Raw genomic sequence first — 17,801 nt, 5'->3', positions numbered from 1 at the left:
CGGTTAAGGTCCGGGGCCCGCAACGATGCGGCATCTGACGGGGCATTTACGTACACTGCCTAGTTGTGTCCTTTGCCGATGCGACAATCGCTCGATTGCCGCGGTTTGTCCGTCCCTACGCCGAGCGGCATCACGAGCTGATCAAGTTCGCGATCGTCGGCGCGACGACGTTTGTCATCGATTCGGCCATTTTCTACACCCTCAAACTCACGGTGCTGGAACCCAAACCGGTCACCGCCAAGATCATCGCCGGCATCGTCGCGGTCATCGCCTCCTACATCCTCAACCGGGAATGGAGCTTCCAGAACCGCGGCGGCCGCGAGCGCCACCACGAGGCCTTGCTGTTCTTCGCGTTCAGCGGCGTGGGTGTGCTGCTGTCGATGCTGCCGCTGTATTTCTCCAGCTATGTGCTCGGCCTTCGGGTTCCCGAGGTCTCACTGACTGTGGAGAACATCGCCGACTTCATCTCGGCCTACATTCTGGGCAACCTGCTTCAGATGGCCTTCCGGTTCTGGGCGTTCCGCCGTTGGGTGTTCCCCGACGAGTTCGTCGACAAGCCCGACCTGGCACTGGAGTCCACACTCACCGGCGGCGGCTTCGCCGAGGCTTTCGAGAACCATGCCGAGCGCAAGTCCGCCAACGTGACGCCGCTACGCCGGCCGAGCCGCCGCGCGAAGACGCGTGAGCTGGGCGATGATTCGGACCCGGTGTCGAAGAGTTCCTGACAGCAGTTGTCAGTCACATGTGAATCGGATCAGCGCCGTTGTTCGCTGTCATGATCCTGGTGCACCCTCAGAAGTGGCGACCGATCGAGGAGGACACCGTGGTCAACGACATGTTCGTGATGGAGATCCCGATCCTGGAGAAGATTCTGCGGACGGTGCTGGTCTACGCGGTGATCATCGTGTTGTTCCGGCTGACCGGCAAACGCGGCTTGGCCAGTCTCAACACCTTGGATTTCGTGGTGATCTTCCTGTTGAGCAACGTTGTGCAGAACGCAATCATCGGCCCGGACAACAGCCTGCTGGGCGGGGCGGTAGGTGCGGTGACTTTGGTCGCGGTCAACACTGCGCTCAACCGGCTGATCGCCGCCAGTTCAGTCGCAGCCCGGGTGTTCGAGGGCACGGCGACGACCGTGATCAGTGACGGTCGGGTCGACGGGCGGGCGATGCGGCGGCTCGGTTTGCGCCGCGCCGCGCTGGAGCATGCCGTCCGGATCCAGGACGGGGACACGACCGACGATGTGGAGCTGGGCCTGTTGGAGCCCAGCGGCCAGCTTGTCCTCACTCTCGCACCCCGCGCGCAGCCAGCGACCCGCGGCGACCTTGCGCTGCTACTCGCCCGCCTCGATCACATCGACCAGCAGTTGACGATTGCTCGCGGTCAGTGGTGAAAGTGACGCGCAGGAAAGGCGCCGCGTTCATCGCCGGTCGAGCTGCGGGAACAGCGTCTCCCGCGCAAGGAGCAGGATTGCGGCGGCGATCGGAATTGCCAGTAGTGCACCGACGATGCCGAGCAACGCCGCACCGAGCAGGACCGCGACGACCGTGACCAGAGGCGGCACCTGGACGGTCCGCCCGATGATCCGCGGCACCAGTAGGTAGTCCTCGACGAGTCGCAGCGCAACAAAGAACACGACTGTGGCGAGTGAAACGGGTACCGACACAGTCAAAGCCACCAGGGCCACGACGATGCCGGCGAGCGTCGACCCGACGATCGGGATCAGGTCCAGCACAGCGACGAGCACGGCCAGCAGCAGAGGGTAGGGCACCCCGAAGGCGATCAGCCAGATGAAGGTGAGGACTGCGGTGATCACCGAGATCAGGATGTTTCCCAGTACGTATCCGCCGACCTTGGCGAGAATTTCATCGCCGATCAGGATCGTGCGGGGACGCCGGGAATGGGGTGCCAGCCGATAGAGCGACGCGCGGATCCGGGCGAAGTTGGCGAGGAAGTAAGCGGTGAGGACCAGCACGATCATGGCTCCGCTGACGGCGCTGAACACGAATTCCCCGGCACCGACGATCCCGCCGACGACGTTGGGAACGTTTCCGCCACCGAGCGACTCCTGGAGCTTGTCCTGGAGGTGGAATCGACTGTTGAGCTGGTCGATGGCGGGGTAACGCTGCTGGAGGTGCTGCAGGTAGTCCGGGGAGTTGTGGACGAGTGCGCTGCCCTGGGTGACCATCGGCGGGATTGCGGCCGCCAAGAATCCGGCGAGCATGCCGAAGGCCACCAGAAAGACCAGGGTCACAGCTGCCCAGCGTGGAATGCAGTGCCGCACCAACCAGGACACGGCGGGCTCGAGACCGATCGCGAGAAATGCGGCGATGACGATGAGGACCAGAACCCCGCGGGCGGTGATCAGCAACTGGATCCCGCCGTAGGTGATGGCCACCCCTGCCGCGGCGACCATGCCGATCATGAACGGCGACTTTCGGTTGAACCTGGGACCAGCCTCACCCAACGGATGGGCGGGTGAGCTGATCCGCGCCGCGTGTTCCTCCGCGGCGACGATCGCCGGACCCTCGGCCTCGCTGTGGGGTTGGCCCACGGCGTCGCCGTGGGCCGCCGCCGCACCCACAGCCGTTGGCGGCGAATCGTTTTCAGGTTCAAGCATCGGAACCTCCGGCACCTTGGCGAAGTGCGCCCTCAGTCCCGGTCCGCTGCCGGCTCAGGCGTTTCGTTTGACCCATCCCACGATCGCTGTTGCGACGAACAACACCGCGCCCACCACGATCAGCCAGAAGAGCCCTTTGACGAACACCCCGAGCAGGATGAGGATCAGCCAGATCACAAGCAACGCAACAATGAGACCGATCACGACGGACTCCTTCCAGTACTCCGTACAGAGCCCTCCCGGAGCCTGTGCGGACAGCGAGTCACTTCTTGAAGGCGTCCTTGACCTTCTCGCCGGCCTGCTTCAGGTTTCCCGTGGCCTGATCCTTGTGACCCTCGGCCTCGGTGTCCCGGTCCCCTGTTGCCTGACCGACCTTCTCCTTGGCCTTTCCAGCCAACTCTTCGGCCTTGTTCTTGGCCTTGTCGACGGCGCTCATGTGCTTCTCCCTATTTTCGGATGGCTGGCCGTGCCGCGGGTTCGCGGCACGAGATGACACAGCGTGGGAACAACATTCGCCACACGGCCAACGTTCGGATACCCATCCCGGCGATGTCTAACCGTTCTCGCGGAATCGCGGGTGGACGGATGACTCCCTACCCGCGTTCGTTCGGGTTCGACAGGCGGCCGGCGGCGGGCCGCGCTGCTTCAGATCCACGCCCGGCCTCCGGTGCGCGAGGCCGCTCGAGCGACTCAGCTTCCGTTGACTCGTAGTCCGGATCGATCGCGTCGGCGCGTTCCCAATCCTTGTTGAGTTCCTCACGCGACGCGGCCGCATCGGCGGTGCGCGCCCCCGCACGTTGTTGCAGGCGTGCCGCCTCGGCCGCCTTGGCATCCGCTTCCGCCGCAGCCACTCGAGCTTTGGCTGCAGTCTCCTCGGCCAATGCCTCTCGCTGCCCGACCTCGAAGGACGCGTCTCTTGCTTTGTCCCGCATGTCAGCTGCTTCACCGCGGTGGTGTTCGGTGCGTCGGCGTAGCAGCGCCCAGGTACCGAAGGCCAGAATGGCAACGACGACGACCGCGACGATGATCCATACGATGGTATTTGTGGTGTCCATAATCGGCTCCTCACCGGTGGTGCGCTGCGGCGCGGCGAGAGAACTCGACCCGGCCGCCCAGCGGGTGCGGCCGTCTGGTGCGCTGATAGTGAGATTGCCCCGTCGGCGCGCGCGCCAAACGTCGAGCATTACCGGGCGAGTCGGGCTGAGGTCTCGATCATGAGTGCGTGGACGAAGGCTTGGGGGAGGTTGCCGCGCATCTGATGCTGGTGGGCGTCGTACTCTTCGCTGAACAGTTGTGGTGGCCCGCAGGCGGCACGGGTGCGCTCGTACCACGCTCTGGCGTCGATGGCCTCTCCTTGTTGGTCGAGGCTGAGCGCGACCAGGAATCCGCAGAGCAGGAACGATCCTTCGGCGTCGCTCAGCGGCCGGTCGTCGTGCCGGAAGCGGTAGGCGTAGCCGTCGCGAGTGAGGTCGTGCAGATAGGCGCGCAGGGTCGCCGCGACGCGCGGATCGTCGGCTGGGATGGCGCCGCGGAGCGCGGGTAGCAGCAGTGCGGCGTCCAGGGCGGGGTCGTCCGGGGAACGTTGCCAGTGCCCGTCGGAGTGGAGCGCGTGGGTGGCGGTGTCGGCGACGATATGGTCTGCGAGGGTGAGGAACTCGGCGGACCGAACCGGGCTCGGATAGACCGCGGCGATGCCACGCAGTCCGGCGGCGGCCGTGAGGCGGCTGTGGGTCCACGCCCGGTTGTCGATCTCCCAGATACCGGCGTCGGGCTGGGTCCAGCGGCGGCTGACGGCCGCGGCGGCAACGTCGGCCGCGCGCCAGTTCTCGGTGGTCAGGCGGTCGTGGCGGGCCGCGGCGGCAAACAGCAGCAGAGCCTCGCCGTAGGCGTCGAGTTGGAACTGCCGGTTGACCCAGTTGCCGACGATGTCTGCTCCGCCCGGGTAGCCGGCCAGGTCGAGATGGTGCTGGTCGGGCACCGGCGCACCGGTCGTCGTGTACGCGGGTGCGAGTTGGTCGCCGTGCTCGAGGAGCCGGTCGCCGACGAATCCGACGGCGTCATCGAGCAGGGGGTGCGGCCCGGCGGCGGCGACGGCCTGGCCGGCGTAACACTGGTCACGGATCCACACATATCGGTAGTCGTAGTTGCGCCCGGCTTCGGCGCGCTCGGGCAGGCTGGTGGTCGCGGCGGCGACCATTCCCCCACCGGCGGAGGTCAGCCCACGCAGCACCGCGTAGCTGCGGCGCGTGTCGCGGGGCGCCAGTACATTCTCCAGCGCGGGAACGGCGTCGTGCCAAGCGGTTTCGGTGGCGCGCCAGGCCTCACCGGGATCGACGGGACGCCCCGGCAAGGTGTCCTCGCTCAGTTCCAGCACCAGGTCGTGTTGCTCGCCTGCCTCAAGATGCAGGGCGGTGTGCAGCACCTGGGTGTTGCGTCGCGGACGGGCCGCACCACCGCCGCTCCACCGCACATTCAATCCGCCGCTGCGGCCGGTCCACACACCGTGATGGCGGTGCAAGTCGGTCAGCTCGTGTTCGCCGTATCCGGCCCGCGGCGCGAAGGACACCGTGAGTGTGGTGGCCCGTTCGACGGCATGGATCCGCCGCAGCAGAACGACGCGTCCCGCCTCGCCAGGAAAGGCAAGTGCCTCACGGCATTCCACGATGCCGTCCTCGGTGACCCAGCGGCTACGCCAGATCATCGACCGGTCCTCGTAGTACCCGCCCCACACGTAACGGCCGGTCGGTGTGACCGAATACTGGCCGGCGCCGCCGATCAGAGACGTGAAGACGGCGTCACTGTCCCAGCGGGGCACGCACATCCAGACGATCTCCCCTCGTGGCCCGACCACGGCACCGCGTTCCCCGTCGGCCAGCAGCGCGTACTGCCGCAGTACCTCCGGCGGGAATTGGTCGCTGGTGCCGTTCATCACGCGGTCCTGGCCACCATGGCGCCGGCCGCTCGCCGGCGCTGGGTCATCACCGGCGCCGCCATAGCAACGCCGCGGCAAGTGCGCCCGTACCGGCGACCGCGGCACCTATCGGGCCGTGATGGTGGGAGGCCCAGAGTTGCGGATCGCGGTCGTGTGACGTGTCATCGAAGACGCCGTGGGTGCCGAAGTCCCGACCGTCGCGGCCGTCGGCCGGGTCCCACAGATTCACCGGAGCGTCAGGGTCGCGGCGCTGCTTCGTCTGCTGCGAGTCGAAACCGGTCTTGGCGAGGTAACGGTCCAGCAGCCCGGGGGCGATCGCGTTCGCGGCCAGGGTGAACATTGTGCTGGCCCCGACCCAGTACTCGCGTCGGTGGGGATGGTCGGCGGCGAACAGCACACCGCGGGCAGCGAATTCGGGTTGATAGATGGGTGGGACGGGTTGGGCGTGACGGGGCAGCCGGGACAACACCCAGGAGAACTGCGGGGTATTGACCGCGGGCATCTGCACCATGGTGACGTGCACGTTGCTCTGGTCATGCAGCAGTTCGCAGCGCAGCGCTTCGTGGAAACCCTGGATGGCGTGTTTGGCACCGCAGTACGCGCTCTGCAGCGGGATGCCGCGGTAGGCCAGAGCTGAGCCGACCTGCACGATCGTGCCCCGGTCGCGGGGCTTCATGTGTTTCAGGGCCGCCATGGTCGCGTACACGTAGCCGAGGTAGCTGACCTCGGTCACGCGCCGGTATTCCGCGGGGGTGATCTGGTCGAACGGGGAGAACACCGAGGTGAACGCGACGTTGACCCACACATCAATGGGACCCAGCTCGGCCTCCACACGGTCGGCCACCGCGAAGACCTGGTCCGGGTCTGCCACGTCGGCGGGCATGACGTGCGCGCTGCCGCCGGCCCGCTCGACTTGCGCGGCGGCACCGGCCAGGCCTTTTTCACCCCGCGCGACGAGCACCACGGTGTTCCCGCGGGCACCGAACGCGATGGCGCTGGCCCGGCCGATACCGCCGCTGGAACCTGTGACCACGATGATTGGCGGCATTGAAATCAACTCCTCGTTATGTTGTCCACCCCATTGCCCACATGTCGGGTTCGGACGGTTCGCCGCCGGCGGCGGCGAATTCCTGTAGCACCGAGACGAGTTCGGCGCGCCGCGGCTTGGTCAGCTGCGCAAGGATGGGGGTGATCGCGGCCCGACGATGCTGCATGACGGTGCGCACGACCCGTTCCCCGCCGGGGGTGAGCGTCAAGATCAACTGGCGACGGTTGGCCGGGTCGTCGGCGCGATGGATCAGTCCTTCGGCCACCATCCGGTCACACAGCCGGCTGGCTCTGCTCGGGTGCAGGTTCGCAGCGGTGGCCAGTTCGCCCAGTGAGACGGACCCGCGACTGGAAATGACCACCAGGGCGCGCACCTGCGAGACATCCGCGACGCCTTCCACGGCGGCGATGGATTGCGCACTGAGCGCCACCAGGATCCGGCACGCGGCGAGCACAGCGTCCGCTTCTTCGTCCCGTACACCGGTGCGACGCGCCGCTGGGCGCATATTCGTCATCCACCGAGTCTCCACTCAACCATTGCCGTTCGCAACAATTGCGAGCCGCAACAATTGCGCGTACACCGGAGTGGAGAGGTTTTCGGTGTTCCGCCGTGGGGTATCACGTCTACCGACTTCCGGTTCGAAGGGCATGAAGTCCGAGCTCGGTCGTGGATTTCCCGGGCCGATGGCGAACGAGAGGACGACGATGACCAAGACCGTCGCAGACGTGCTGCTGGCGCGGCTACGTGAATGGAATATCAAGCAGGTCTTTGCCTTTCCCGGTGACGGCATCAACGGATTGCTCGCCGCGTGGGGGCGAGCCGACAACGATCCGCAGTTCGTCCAGGCCCGCCATGAAGAAATGGCCGCGTTCGAGGCGGTCGGCTACGCGAAGTTCTCCGGACACGTCGCGGTCTGCGCGGCAACCAGCGGGCCGGGGGCGGTTCATCTGCTCAACGGCCTGTACGACGCGAAGCTCGACCACGTCCCGGTAGTAGCGATCGTTGGCCAGACCGAGCGCAGCGCCATGGGCGGGTCCTACCAGCAGGAGATCGATCTGCTCACCCTGTTCAAGGATGTCTGCAGTGACTACGTCCAGATGTGCACCGTGCCAAAGCAATTGCCCAACCTGATCGACCGCGCGATCCGTATCGCACTCAGCGCGTCCGCCCCGACCTGCATCATCGTCCCCTCCGACGTCTTCGACCTGAAATACGAGGCGCCCGAGCATGCGTTCAAGCAGGTGCCCTCCAGCGTCGGCATGTCGTCCTCGACGGTGACAGCCGACCCCGTCGCGGTACGCCAGGCCGCCGACCTCCTCAACGCCGGGGAGAAAGTCGCGCTGCTGGTCGGACAGGGAGCTCGCGGCTGCGTCCCCGAACTCACCCAGATCGCCGACCTGCTGGGCGCCGGCGTGGCTAAGGCACTGCTGGGCAAGGACGTGCTGTCCGATGAACTGCCGTGGGTGACCGGCTCCATCGGGCTGCTCGGCACGATTCCGTCGTACAAGATGATGATGGGCTGCGACACGCTGCTGACCGTGGGCTCCAACTTTCCCTACACACAGTTCCTGCCCAACCTGGATCAGGCCCGCGCTGTGCAGATCGACCGCTCCGGTGCATGGATCGGGATGCGCTACCCGTATGAACTGAATCTGGTCGGTGACGCCAAATCGACGCTGCAGGCGTTGATCCCGCTACTGGAACGCAAGAGCGACCGCTCCTGGCGCGAAGCCATCGAAGAAGACGTTGCCGACTGGTGGGAAACGGTGCAGCGGCGAGCCATGACCGACGCGGACCCGGTCAACCCGATACGCATCTTCCACGAACTGTCCAAACGTCTGCCGTCGAATGCGATCGTGGCCGCGGACTCGGGAAGCTCCGCGAACTGGTATGCCCGGCAATTGAAATTCCACGGCGACATCCGCGGTTCACTGTCGGGGACACTGGCCACGATGGGCCCCGGCGTGCCGTATGTGATCGGCGCCAAATGGGCGCATCCGGACCGGCCCACCATCGCGATGGTCGGCGACGGGGCCATGCAGATGAACGGCATGGCCGAACTCATCACCGTCGCGCACTACTGGCGGCAATGGGCGGACCCGCGGCTGATTGTGGCGATCCTGCACAACAACGACCTCAACCAGGTCACCTGGGAACTCCGCGCGATGGGGGGCGCACCCAAGTTTGCCGAGTCCCAGACCCTGCCCGACGTCGACTTCGCCGCCTTCGCCCGTAGCCTCGGCCTGGCGGGCGTCAACATCGACACCCCTGATGCGATCGGCCCGGCTTGGGATCAGGCGTTGGCCGCCGATCGACCGACGGTGCTCGACATCAGATGTGACCCGGACGTTCCGCCCATCCCGCCGCACGCCACCTTCGCCGAGGCCAAAGCCACGGCCACGGCGGTCTTGAAGGGCGACGAGAACTCCTGGGGCTTCATCAAACAAGGCGTGAAACAGAAAGCGCAGCAATACCTTCCCGGCACCAAGGAGGAGGATTGACGTGCGCAGGCATCGTAAGACGATGGTCGCCGAGGCGGTCCGCGATGTCCGCACCGGCCGGTTTGAACGCAGCCTGTCCGCCCTGACCGCGGCAGGAGCGGTCATCACCGCGGCCGAGATCTACATGTCGCATGACGGGGCCAGCTTCGGCAACAAGATGATGTGGTGGCCCATCGTGATCGTCCCGACAGCAGCCCCGGCCGGGATAGCGTCGGTGTTCTCCCGCCGCGCTGCACGCACCGTGCTGCCGCTCGCCTCGGCGGCCATCGTCGTCAACGGTCTGCAAGGCACCTACCTGCACCTGCGGGGCGTCGCGCAGCGCCCCGGTGGGATCACCCGCTACAACCTGGAGTCCGGTCCGCCGGTGTTCGCCCCGCTGCTGGCCTCCCTGGTCGGCGGCATGGGCCTGTTGGCCGCGGTGCTGCGCCGCGAAGGCCATCAATCGCAAGGCGATGGGTAGATGCCATTCCGCGGCCGCGGACGCCATGCCGTCACCCCCCAGCACCGAGGCCGCTACCCGGGCTTCGACGTACTGGATCACGTCGAAGCCTGGGATGACGTCACCGCCGGGGTCGTCCTCGGCCGGCTCGCCCTGCCCGGCTCATTGGCGTTCTTCACCCCTGAGGAGGCTGGGATCGCGGCGCCTCTGCTGGATCTTCTGCTCGCCCAGGACACCGAGCCACGGGTGCCCGTGCTGTGCCTGATCGACGCCCGACTGGCGGCCGGCGAGACCGATGGCTGGCACTACGACGATCTGCCCCAGGACGCTCAAGCGTGGCGTGACACGCTGCATTTCCTTGGTGAGGACGGTTTCTCGCGATTGCGCAGTGATGAGCAAGCTGCGGCGATCCAGACCGTCCAAGATCTCAGCGCCCAGGACCAGACCTGGCATGGCCTGTCCGCCGGCCACGTGTGGAGTCTGTGGACCCGCTACGCGTGTACCGCGTTCTACTCCCACCCCTGGGCGTGGAACGAGATCGGGTTTCCCGGTCCGGCGTACCCGCGCGGCTACCTCAATCCTGGCGTCGACTCGCGCGAGCACTGGGAGGTCGCCGACCACGGCACCGAGGACAGCGACGTCGATCCGGTCCCGTTCGCCGACCGCGTGGAGCGGGACCGCCGTGAGAAGTAACTACCGGAAGATCCGCGCCCGCAACGACTCGGCGTGGTTGATCCCCAACGACGGATCGCGCACCAACCACCAACTGCGGGCGGACATGCGCCGATACGACGAGGACGACGAGGTCGACCTGGTGGTGGTCGGCGCGGGAGCCGGCGGCAGCGTGCTCACCCAACGACTGGCCCGGGCGGGCTGGCGGGTGGTCTGCCTGGATGCGGGCCCGTTCTGGGACCCCGACACCGACTGGGTTTCCGATGAACGCAGCTCGCACACCCTGTACTGGACCGAGCCGCGACAGATCGGTGGCGACGACCCGGTGCCGTTGGGCTCCAACAACTCCGGGCGTGGGGTGGGGGGATCGATGGTCCACTATGCGGGGTACACCCCCCGCTTTCACCCGTCAGACTTTTCGACGTTCACCGACGACGGCGTCGGCGCGGACTGGCCGTTGGATTACCGCGACCTCAAGCCGTTCTACGAACTGATCGAACAGGAACTACCGGTGGCCGGACAGGACTGGCCTTGGGGTGACCCGCACAGCTACCCGCATCACCCGCACCCGGTCGGCGGCAACGGCGAGATCTTCCTGCGCGGCGCGAAAGCCGCGGGCATCGACGCCCGGGTCGGTCCGGTGGCAATTCCCAACGGGCGCTTCGGCAATCGGTCGCACTGCATCTACCGCGGCTTCTGCCTGCAGGGGTGCAAGGTCAACGCGAAGGCCAGCCCGCTGATCACGCACGTCCCCGACGCATTGGCCCATGGTGCCGAGATCCGCCCCGACGCCATGGTCACCCGCATCGTCGTCGACGACCGTGCCGGCGCCGTGACCGGCGTCGACTACCGCCATGCCGGTCGCGAGCACCACCAACGGGCCCGTGCCGTGGCCGTCGCCGGATACTCGATCGAGACGCCGCGGCTGCTGCTGCTGTCCGCCACCGAGCGCTACGCGGCCGGACTGGGCAATGACCACGACCAGGTCGGGCGCTACCTGATGGTCCAGGGCGCGCCGCAAACCGCGGGCCGCTTCGACGACGAGATCCGGATGTACAAAGCGCCGCCGCCCGAGGTGTCCAGCGAGCAGTTCTACGAGACCGATCCCACCAAGGGATACAAGCGCGGCTGGTCCATCCAGACGGTCAGTCCCCTGCCGATCACCTGGGCCGAACACGTTATCGCCCAGGGACATTGGGGTGCCGCATTGCGGGAGTACATGCGCGACTATGTCCATTGGGCGACCTTGGGTGCGTTGTGTGAATACCTGCCTCAAGCCGACAACCGGGTCACCCTGGCCGATGAGAAGGATCGGCACGGGCTGCCCGTCGCGCACTTCTCCTACAGCCAGTGCGACAACGACAAGCAGTTGACCAAGGCCGCCACCAGCGCCATGGAGGAAATCCTGCGGGGCGCGGGCGCGACCGAGGTGATGACCATCGACCGCTACGCCCACCTGGTCGGCGGAGCTCGAATGGCCGCACGCGCCGAGCACGGCGTGGTGGACCGCGATCACCGGGTCTTCGGAATCCCCAATCTCTACATCGTCGACGGCAGCACGCTGCCCACCCAGGGCTCTGCCAACCCGGCCCTGACCATCATGGCGCTGGCGGCCCGGGCCGCCGACCGGCTGATCACGCTCGGGCGCCGTGGCCTCACCGAACAGCAGAGTGCGCCATGACCATTCGCGATGGCCCAAAGATCACTGGTCTCACCACCGCCGTGTACACGTTCCCGACCCCCGAGCCGGAGGCCGACGGCACCTTGGCGTGGGAGGCCACCACCGCGGTCACCGTGGCACTGACCGCCGGCGGGCAGACCGGGCTGGGTTGGACGTACAGCAGCCCGGCCGCGGCTGCGGTCATTCGCGGCGAGCTGGGCGACGTGGTGCGCGCCCGCGACGCCCTCGACGTCGCCGCGGGCTGGTCGGCGATGCACCGCGCCGGCCGCAACCTGGGCACCCGCGGCCTGGTCATGCAGGCGATCAGCGCGGTCGACATCGCCTGGTGGGACCTGAAAGCCCGGCTGCTCGGCGTTCCGCTGTCGGCGCTGTTGGGCCGCTGCCGCAGTGAGGTCCCGATCTACGGTTCCGGCGGGTTCACCACCCTTTCTGACGACCAGCTGGCCGAGCAGATCGAATGCTGGCAGGACGCCGGGTGTACCGCGATGAAAATCAAGATCGGCGAATCGTGGGGTACCCACATCGGCCGTGATCTCGCGCGCGTCGAATGGCTGCGAAAACTTGCCGGCACCCCCACCGAGCTTATGGTCGACGCCAACGGCGGCTACCGCGTGGGAGCCGCCCGCCGTGTCGGCGCAGCCCTCGACGACCTCGGTGTCACCTGGTTCGAGGAACCCGTCAGCAGCGACGACACCGAAGGTCTGGCGAACCTGCGCACGGTGTTGCGCTGCGATATCGCCGCGGGCGAATACGCCGCCGACGTCTACGACATCCGGGCCCTCATCCCGGTGGTCGACTGCCTGCAGCTTGACGCCACTCGCTGCGGGGGCTTCACCGGCTGGCTCCGCGGTGCCGCGCTGGCCCAGTCGCAGAACCTTCAGGTTTCCGCGCACTGCGCGCCCTCCCTGCACGCATTCGTGGCCGCCGCCGTGCCGAACCTGCGCCACGTCGAATGGTTCATCGACCACGCCCGCCTCGAACCACTGTTGGTGGACGGGCTGCCCACCGTGCGCGGCGGGGCACTGCATCCCGACGACACCCGACCCGGACACGGCATGAGCCTTCGCTACGACGCCGAAAAGTGGTGCACGACATGATGCCTCCACCTGGCTCCTCGCGGCTCGTCGCGGTCAACCTTGATCGGTCTCACTTCCGGGTGGCACGGTGGTGGCTCCTCGCCGAGGGAATCCTGTTGCTGGCGTTGGGTATTGCCGGACTGATAGCGGGCCGGACCCGCCCTGCGGGTTCCGCGGGCGGCTCGGACTGGGAGCTGGCCTTGACTCCGATCCACTGCTGGCTGCTGATCGGCTTCGGGGCGCTGGCCGCGCTGGCCACCCTGCATCGTCGAACCACATTGGCCGCCACGGTGTTCGGGGCGATCGGTGGACTGTTGCTGTTTGCCATCGGAACAGCCAGCCTCGGGACGCCCGCCGGCGGGCACTCCACGCTGCGGTTGTGGAGGTTCGAGGTGGGTGACAGTGTACTGTCCTGCGTGCTGACGGCCTACAACTTCGCGTTGTTCCTGTGGCTGGTGGCCAACGCCGTGGAAGGCCCGGACTGGGTCCGACGTGATACCGATAAGAGGAATGGCGAACATGGTGACCGGCAATGAGCAGGACGACCGGCCGCGTGTTGTCGGCCCGGCCCCGGTGAAGCAATGACATCGTGAACCCGATGGAGGATCGTGGACTTATGACGCCCCCGCCTTCTGCGGTTCCCGACTCGATCAACGATGGCAGGGCCGGTGGTTAGGGGTGGCCATCTTGGAGCAGTTGCTAGAAGCGGTCGGTAACGAACGCGGTGCCGGCGCAGCGGATCGGTTGTGCGAGGCCTGCGTCGGTCTGTTTGGGGTGGACGGGGCGGCGATCTCGCTGGTGTTCGACGGCGCCAACACCGGCACCCTGGGCGCCAGCGGCCCGGCTGCGCGCGTTATGGACGAACTGCAGTTCACTTTGGGCGAGGGCCCGTGCCTGGACTCGGTGGCCGAGCGCACACCGGTGCTGGTGGTGGATCTGGCCGACCCCGAGCACCATCGGTGGCCGGCGTACAGCCCCGCGATGCTGGCCCAGGACGTCCGCGGAGTATTCGCCATTCCGGTGGTGGTCGCCGGTCAGTACCTCGGCGCCCTGGACCTGTTCCGCGCCAACCCCGGCTTGCTGGGTGGCGACCAGCTCGCCGGTGCACTGGTCGCCGCCGAACTGGCGGAGATGTCGTTTCTGGACCTGCTCGACGCTGATCTGCATGCCGCCGCCACCGATCCCGACAGCACTGCATGGGCCGGACTGAACGCTCTGTCACGCGCGGAAGTCAGCCAGGCCACCGGCATGCTGGTCGCCCAACTCGACGTCGAACCGGCGGTCGCGCTGGTGCGGCTACGCGCCCATGCTTATGCCACCGGCGCCTCCGTCACCGTAGTGGCCCGCGACATCCTCGCTCACCGCCTTTATCTGGAGGCCCACTGATGACCGACCCGTCGCGGGAAACCCGCGTCCTGGACGCGGTGGTATCGCTGGTGGACAGTCTGCTCGATGACTTCGATGTCGTCGACGTGCTCACGGAGCTCACCGAACGATGCGCGAAGCTCCTCGACATCGCCTCCGCGGGGCTGCTGCTCGCTGATCCACGCCGCCAGCTGCACCTGATGGCTGCCACCTCTGAGGCGACCCACGACCTGGAGCTGTTCCAGCTGCAAGCCGATGAAGGCCCGTGCCTGGACTGCTACATCACCGGCCGGCCCGTCTCCGTCGCCGACCTGGCCGCCGCGCAGACGCGGTGGCCGCAGTTCGTCGCCGCGGCCGCCGACGCCGGGTTCGCGTCGGTGCATGCGGTGCCGATGCGCGCCGCCGGCACCGTGCTCGGCGCGCTGGGCTTGTTCGGCGCCGAGCACGGTCCGCTCAACGATGCCGACCAGCTCCTGGCCCAGACTCTGGCGCACATCGCCTGTGTGGCGATCTTGTCCGAACACGCCCCCACCCCGGACGCCGTGGCCCCCCGGTTACGTTCCGCATTGACCAGCCGTGTCGTGGTCGAACAGGCCAAGGGGTTTCTCCGCGAACGCCTAGACGTGTCGGTGGAGGACGCCTTCACCCTGCTGCGCCGCTACGCCCGCGCCCGCGGCGAACACATGACGGTGGTAGCGCGGCGCCTGCTCACCGTGCGGCAGGACCGCGAGACGATCCTGGACGCGATGCGCCAGATGATGTCGACTCCGACTTGACGGTGCTCATCGGCCATCACGGTGGAGGTCCGGGGTCTGCATTCCGGGAGCGGGCGCGGCGTACCGCTTCCTCGACGATGCGACGTGCGACTTCGTGCAGTTTGGTGTTCGTCGTCTGACTGATCTGCCGCAACCGGTCGAACGCTTCCTCGGGGGTGGCGCCGGAGCGGGCACGGATGATGCCGATGGCCTGATCGATCATCGTGCGACCGACCAGAGCATGCTGCAGCTGTGCGGCGGTGGCTCGTGCCTCGGCGATCACCTGCGCGTTGTAGACCGACACCGCGGCCGGCCCGGCGAACTGCGATCCCAGCCGCACCGCATGTTCACCGAACACGTCATTGTCGTAGGCGTAGCAGTTGACCGAGCCGACCACTTGATCGCCGATCAACAGCGGCAACGACAGCGACGAGGACACCCCCAGCCGGCCCACCCGGCCGCCGAACCGCGGCCAGCGCCGATCAGCACCGAGCGAGCCGCTGATGACCGCAACCCGATCCTGCATGCAGGTGATGCAGGGGCCTTCCTGCAGCGTCTCATACTGGATGAGGTCGATCTCGCGGACGAACGGCGCAGTCACCGCCCACGCCGCAATGCCCATCATGGTGCCCTTCGGCCGGATCAACGTCACTCCCGCGCCATCGACACCAGGAATCGCTTGCGCCGCAAACCCCGCTACCGCCTCCAACAGATCATCGAGACTCAGACCGCCGGTCACCAGCTCCGCCAGCCCCCGCAAACCCTCGGCGAGATCGACCTCGTCGGAGACCAGCTGGGCACGAGTCAACTCCGAATCGGCCGGAACCTCGCGCCCCGGCTGAGCGTCGAACTCCGTCACCACACGCGACTCCCAACTGTTCGGCCGCGACAGCCGGAGAGCGGACGAACCCCGACGGCGTCACCTCTGAGCAATACGCACCCCAGGTGATCCTCAATCCTAATTGACGCACCTACACGGTCACCGAAATCCTGACGTCTTCGGAACGGACAGTATGAGCGGCGCCTAAGAATGTGACGCCGGCGTTTGACAAGGTTCTGGTCCGGGGGTTACCTGGACTGTGCTGAGAATGCAGCCGGCCTGGGGCCGGTGCCACCGCCTGACGGCCGTGGCACCGCAATGGCGACGCCAGCCGCCCACACGTTGATCTGCTCCGTGTGACCAGGAAGTTTCTCATGCGACACCCAAATCTTCACCGGCTCAACGGCCTTGGTACCAGGGGCGGCACAGTCGGCACCGGCGGAACCGTGCCGATACGACGACCAGTGCTGCATCAAGAAGCGCTGCACCGGCATGCAGCACCACCAATGTCGCAGCACCGAAACGAGACTGACATGACTGCTCTTCAAACCCCAGCCTCCGGTCCTGACAGCCCGACCGTCGGCGATGACCGGGTCCGGATGCGGGCATACTGCCACCGCGGAGGGACGGTGGTCACGGTCAGCGGCGACGTCGACGCCGCGAATAGCGGTCGCGTCCACGACTTCGCGAAAAGCTTCGTGACCGCCGGCGACACGCTGATCCTTGATCTGGCCGGCGTCGATTTCTTCAGCGCGCGGGGCATCGGGGTGTTGATCGGCGTCGATGACGCCTGCCGCACCGCCGAGGTGCCGTGGACGTTGGTTCCAAGCAGCGGCGTCAGCCGCGTACTGCAGCTGACCGCAAGTGATTCCATCCTGCACACGGCGAGTTCGGTCTCTGTGGCACTGCGGCAGCTCACCGCCGGCAACTAATTCGCTCATCCCGCAACAGAATCAGGACCGCAGCGACCTCCCGGCTTATGCAGAGGCGTGGGTCGCAGGTGCGTCATCGAGGGTGAATCCCCAGGCGCTGTTGGCCTCGGCGAGGTCGAAGCCCTCGGTGTCTCCTCCGCCGTTTTTTCCGGTCACACCGAAGTTTCCCGAATCCGCGACGTACGCGTGCCCGGCCACTTTGGTGCCAGGCAGGGTACCGGGCGGAAAGTTCGATTCGATCGAGTCCAGTGCAGCTTCGAACATTTTCTGATGGGCGATCTCGCGGGTCATCAGGAAGGTCAGGGTGTCGGTGGCTCCGGCATCGTCGGTCAGCTTGATCAGCCGCTCGTAGACGATTTTCGCGCGGGCTTCGGCGGCGATATCGGAGCGCAGGTCAGCGGCCGGCTGGCCAATGGTGTCGATGTAGGCGGCAGTGAACGGAGTGCCTTGGGAATCCGTCAGCCGGGGGCCACCGCCGCCCAGGACGTTGGCGCCGCTGCCCAGTGCCAGGGTGGCACAATCGGGCATCTTGCCGTCCAACAGCTCACCGAGGTAGGTCCCCTCGACCTGGTCCACAAGTTCGGAGGGCGAACCCTTGAGCAGCAGCGCCAGTGTTTGAGCAACCATCTCCAGGTGGGACAGTTCTTCGGTGGCGATGTCGAGCAGCATGCTGCGCCGTGGCCCATCGGGTTCGTTCCAACCCTGCAGGAAATACCGCATCGCCGCGGCCAATTCACCGTTCGGGCCGCCGAATTGTTCGAGCAGTAGCTTGGCGAATGCCGGGTTGGGCTCGTCGACCCGAACCGTGTACATCATCTTTGTGTTGTGCAAGAACATGGTCGTCCCCTTCAGGGGCTTGGATGGGAACGTGGGCTGTATCCCGACACACGCCCGGCCTGATTGGCTGATACCCAACTGGTACTACTACCCAACTGGTACTACCCACCAGCGCAGCGATTC

The 17,801-nt window shown here is 66.7% G+C and carries 20 protein-coding genes; 11 read left to right on the top strand and 9 right to left on the bottom strand.

Annotated features, from left to right (window positions below; translation table 11 throughout):
* Positions 1 to 65: 65 nt before the first annotated feature.
* Together AC4ELS_RS00595 and AC4ELS_RS00590 are read left to right on the top strand one after the other, a co-directional pair.
* Positions 66 to 725: a GtrA family protein gene (locus AC4ELS_RS00595; RefSeq protein WP_499045240.1), complete on the top strand. Its 660-nt coding sequence runs from the start codon at positions 66 to 68 to the stop codon at positions 723 to 725.
* Between the two features lie 59 nt (positions 726 to 784).
* The gene (locus AC4ELS_RS00590) at positions 785 to 1,393 is read left to right on the top strand and encodes a DUF421 domain-containing protein (RefSeq protein WP_499045238.1); all 609 of its coding nucleotides are present in this window, start codon (positions 785 to 787) and stop codon (positions 1,391 to 1,393) included.
* A gap of 27 nt (positions 1,394 to 1,420) precedes the next feature.
* Here AC4ELS_RS00590 and AC4ELS_RS00585 read toward each other — a convergent pair whose 3' ends face one another.
* The 7 genes from AC4ELS_RS00585 to AC4ELS_RS00555 all read right to left on the bottom strand — a co-directional run bounded on the left by AC4ELS_RS00585 (position 1,421) and on the right by AC4ELS_RS00555 (position 7,114).
* Entirely contained in the window at positions 1,421 to 2,620 is a 1,200-nt protein-coding gene (locus tag AC4ELS_RS00585) for an AI-2E family transporter (protein WP_499045236.1), read from the bottom strand.
* 54 nt (positions 2,621 to 2,674) lie between these two features.
* Positions 2,675 to 2,824 carry a hypothetical protein gene (locus AC4ELS_RS00580; RefSeq protein ID WP_499045233.1) on the bottom strand — a complete coding sequence of 50 codons (150 nt, stop codon included), beginning with the start codon at positions 2,822 to 2,824 and terminating at the stop codon, positions 2,675 to 2,677.
* Positions 2,825 to 2,882: 58 nt separating this feature from the next.
* Entirely contained in the window at positions 2,883 to 3,056 is a 174-nt protein-coding gene (locus AC4ELS_RS00575) for a CsbD family protein (protein ID WP_499045231.1), read from the bottom strand.
* Between the two features lie 157 nt (positions 3,057 to 3,213).
* The gene (locus AC4ELS_RS00570) at positions 3,214 to 3,675 is read right to left on the bottom strand and encodes a hypothetical protein (RefSeq protein ID WP_499045229.1); all 462 of its coding nucleotides are present in this window, start codon (positions 3,673 to 3,675) and stop codon (positions 3,214 to 3,216) included.
* 128 nt (positions 3,676 to 3,803) lie between these two features.
* Positions 3,804 to 5,549: a glycoside hydrolase family 15 protein gene (locus AC4ELS_RS00565; RefSeq protein WP_499045227.1), complete on the bottom strand. Its 1,746-nt coding sequence runs from the start codon at positions 5,547 to 5,549 to the stop codon at positions 3,804 to 3,806.
* A gap of 49 nt (positions 5,550 to 5,598) precedes the next feature.
* On the bottom strand, positions 5,599 to 6,600 hold the full coding sequence (locus AC4ELS_RS00560) for an SDR family oxidoreductase (RefSeq protein ID WP_499045225.1): 1,002 nt from the start codon (positions 6,598 to 6,600) through the stop codon (positions 5,599 to 5,601).
* Positions 6,601 to 6,616: 16 nt separating this feature from the next.
* Complete coding sequence (locus AC4ELS_RS00555) at positions 6,617 to 7,114, bottom strand: MarR family winged helix-turn-helix transcriptional regulator (RefSeq protein ID WP_499045223.1); 498 nt, start codon at positions 7,112 to 7,114, stop codon at positions 6,617 to 6,619.
* A 190-nt stretch (positions 7,115 to 7,304) separates the two neighbouring features.
* Between AC4ELS_RS00555 and AC4ELS_RS00550 the strand changes: the two genes are divergently transcribed.
* From AC4ELS_RS00550 to AC4ELS_RS00515, 8 genes are all read left to right on the top strand, one after another.
* Positions 7,305 to 9,101, top strand: a complete 1,797-nt coding sequence (locus tag AC4ELS_RS00550) for a thiamine pyrophosphate-requiring protein (protein ID WP_499045220.1) — start codon at positions 7,305 to 7,307, stop codon at positions 9,099 to 9,101.
* A 1-nt stretch (position 9,102) separates the two neighbouring features.
* A complete protein-coding gene (locus AC4ELS_RS00545) occupies positions 9,103 to 9,561 on the top strand; it encodes a hypothetical protein (RefSeq protein WP_499045217.1) in 459 nt (152 codons plus the stop codon).
* Positions 9,562 to 10,233 (top strand): gluconate 2-dehydrogenase subunit 3 family protein, encoded by a 672-nt coding sequence (locus AC4ELS_RS00540; RefSeq protein WP_499045215.1) that lies wholly within the window; start codon positions 9,562 to 9,564, stop codon positions 10,231 to 10,233.
* A gap of 85 nt (positions 10,234 to 10,318) precedes the next feature.
* Positions 10,319 to 11,893, top strand: coding sequence for a GMC family oxidoreductase (locus AC4ELS_RS00535; protein ID WP_499045559.1), 1,575 nt, complete (start codon positions 10,319 to 10,321; stop codon positions 11,891 to 11,893).
* On the top strand, positions 11,890 to 12,990 hold the full coding sequence (locus tag AC4ELS_RS00530; RefSeq protein WP_499045213.1) for an enolase C-terminal domain-like protein: 1,101 nt from the start codon (positions 11,890 to 11,892) through the stop codon (positions 12,988 to 12,990). Before AC4ELS_RS00535 ends, AC4ELS_RS00530 begins: the two co-directional genes overlap by 4 nt.
* Positions 12,987 to 13,505, top strand: coding sequence for a hypothetical protein (locus tag AC4ELS_RS00525; protein WP_499045210.1), 519 nt, complete (start codon positions 12,987 to 12,989; stop codon positions 13,503 to 13,505). Before AC4ELS_RS00530 ends, AC4ELS_RS00525 begins: the two co-directional genes overlap by 4 nt.
* 142 nt (positions 13,506 to 13,647) lie before the next feature.
* Entirely contained in the window at positions 13,648 to 14,355 is a 708-nt protein-coding gene (locus AC4ELS_RS00520) for a GAF and ANTAR domain-containing protein (RefSeq protein WP_499045207.1), read from the top strand.
* The gene (locus AC4ELS_RS00515; RefSeq protein WP_499045205.1) at positions 14,355 to 15,110 is read left to right on the top strand and encodes a GAF and ANTAR domain-containing protein; all 756 of its coding nucleotides are present in this window, start codon (positions 14,355 to 14,357) and stop codon (positions 15,108 to 15,110) included. The genes AC4ELS_RS00520 and AC4ELS_RS00515 overlap by 1 nt, the downstream gene beginning before the upstream one ends.
* Positions 15,111 to 15,126: 16 nt before the next feature.
* Here the strand turns inward: AC4ELS_RS00515 and AC4ELS_RS00510 are convergent, their stop codons facing one another.
* Entirely contained in the window at positions 15,127 to 15,948 is an 822-nt protein-coding gene (locus AC4ELS_RS00510) for a GAF and ANTAR domain-containing protein (protein ID WP_499045203.1), read from the bottom strand.
* 494 nt (positions 15,949 to 16,442) lie between these two features.
* On the opposite strand from AC4ELS_RS00510, the gene AC4ELS_RS00505 reads away from it, so the two are divergent.
* A complete protein-coding gene (locus tag AC4ELS_RS00505) occupies positions 16,443 to 16,841 on the top strand; it encodes an STAS domain-containing protein (protein WP_499045201.1) in 399 nt (132 codons plus the stop codon).
* Positions 16,842 to 16,886: 45 nt separating this feature from the next.
* Here AC4ELS_RS00505 and AC4ELS_RS00500 read toward each other — a convergent pair whose 3' ends face one another.
* On the bottom strand, positions 16,887 to 17,678 hold the full coding sequence (locus AC4ELS_RS00500) for a manganese catalase family protein (RefSeq protein ID WP_499045198.1): 792 nt from the start codon (positions 17,676 to 17,678) through the stop codon (positions 16,887 to 16,889).
* Between the last annotated feature and the right edge of the window lie 123 nt (positions 17,679 to 17,801).

The organism is Mycobacterium shunyiense (genome assembly GCF_058270035.1).
Note: the sequence above shows the minus strand (reverse complement) of the source record. Positions and strands in the feature narration are given on the sequence as shown.

Excerpts from the sequence above, each read along its gene's own strand:
- AC4ELS_RS00585 (WP_499045236.1), bottom strand. The coding sequence starts at position 2,620 with ATGCTTGAACCTGAAAACGATTCGCCGCCAACGGCTGTGGGTGCGGCG.
- AC4ELS_RS00575 (WP_499045231.1), bottom strand. The coding sequence starts at position 3,056 with ATGAGCGCCGTCGACAAGGCCAAGAACAAGGCCGAAGAGTTGGCTGGA.
- AC4ELS_RS00570 (WP_499045229.1), bottom strand. The coding sequence starts at position 3,675 with ATGGACACCACAAATACCATCGTATGGATCATCGTCGCGGTCGTCGTC.
- AC4ELS_RS00565 (WP_499045227.1), bottom strand. The coding sequence starts at position 5,549 with ATGAACGGCACCAGCGACCAATTCCCGCCGGAGGTACTGCGGCAGTAC.
- AC4ELS_RS00560 (WP_499045225.1), bottom strand. The coding sequence starts at position 6,600 with ATGCCGCCAATCATCGTGGTCACAGGTTCCAGCGGCGGTATCGGCCGG.
- AC4ELS_RS00555 (WP_499045223.1), bottom strand. The coding sequence starts at position 7,114 with ATGACGAATATGCGCCCAGCGGCGCGTCGCACCGGTGTACGGGACGAA.
- AC4ELS_RS00550 (WP_499045220.1), top strand. The coding sequence starts at position 7,305 with ATGACCAAGACCGTCGCAGACGTGCTGCTGGCGCGGCTACGTGAATGG.
- AC4ELS_RS00540 (WP_499045215.1), top strand. The coding sequence starts at position 9,562 with ATGCCATTCCGCGGCCGCGGACGCCATGCCGTCACCCCCCAGCACCGA.
- AC4ELS_RS00535 (WP_499045559.1), top strand. The coding sequence starts at position 10,319 with ATGCGCCGATACGACGAGGACGACGAGGTCGACCTGGTGGTGGTCGGC.
- AC4ELS_RS00530 (WP_499045213.1), top strand. The coding sequence starts at position 11,890 with ATGACCATTCGCGATGGCCCAAAGATCACTGGTCTCACCACCGCCGTG.
- AC4ELS_RS00525 (WP_499045210.1), top strand. The coding sequence starts at position 12,987 with ATGATGCCTCCACCTGGCTCCTCGCGGCTCGTCGCGGTCAACCTTGAT.
- AC4ELS_RS00515 (WP_499045205.1), top strand. The coding sequence starts at position 14,355 with ATGACCGACCCGTCGCGGGAAACCCGCGTCCTGGACGCGGTGGTATCG.
- AC4ELS_RS00505 (WP_499045201.1), top strand. The coding sequence starts at position 16,443 with ATGACTGCTCTTCAAACCCCAGCCTCCGGTCCTGACAGCCCGACCGTC.
- AC4ELS_RS00500 (WP_499045198.1), bottom strand. The coding sequence starts at position 17,678 with ATGTTCTTGCACAACACAAAGATGATGTACACGGTTCGGGTCGACGAG.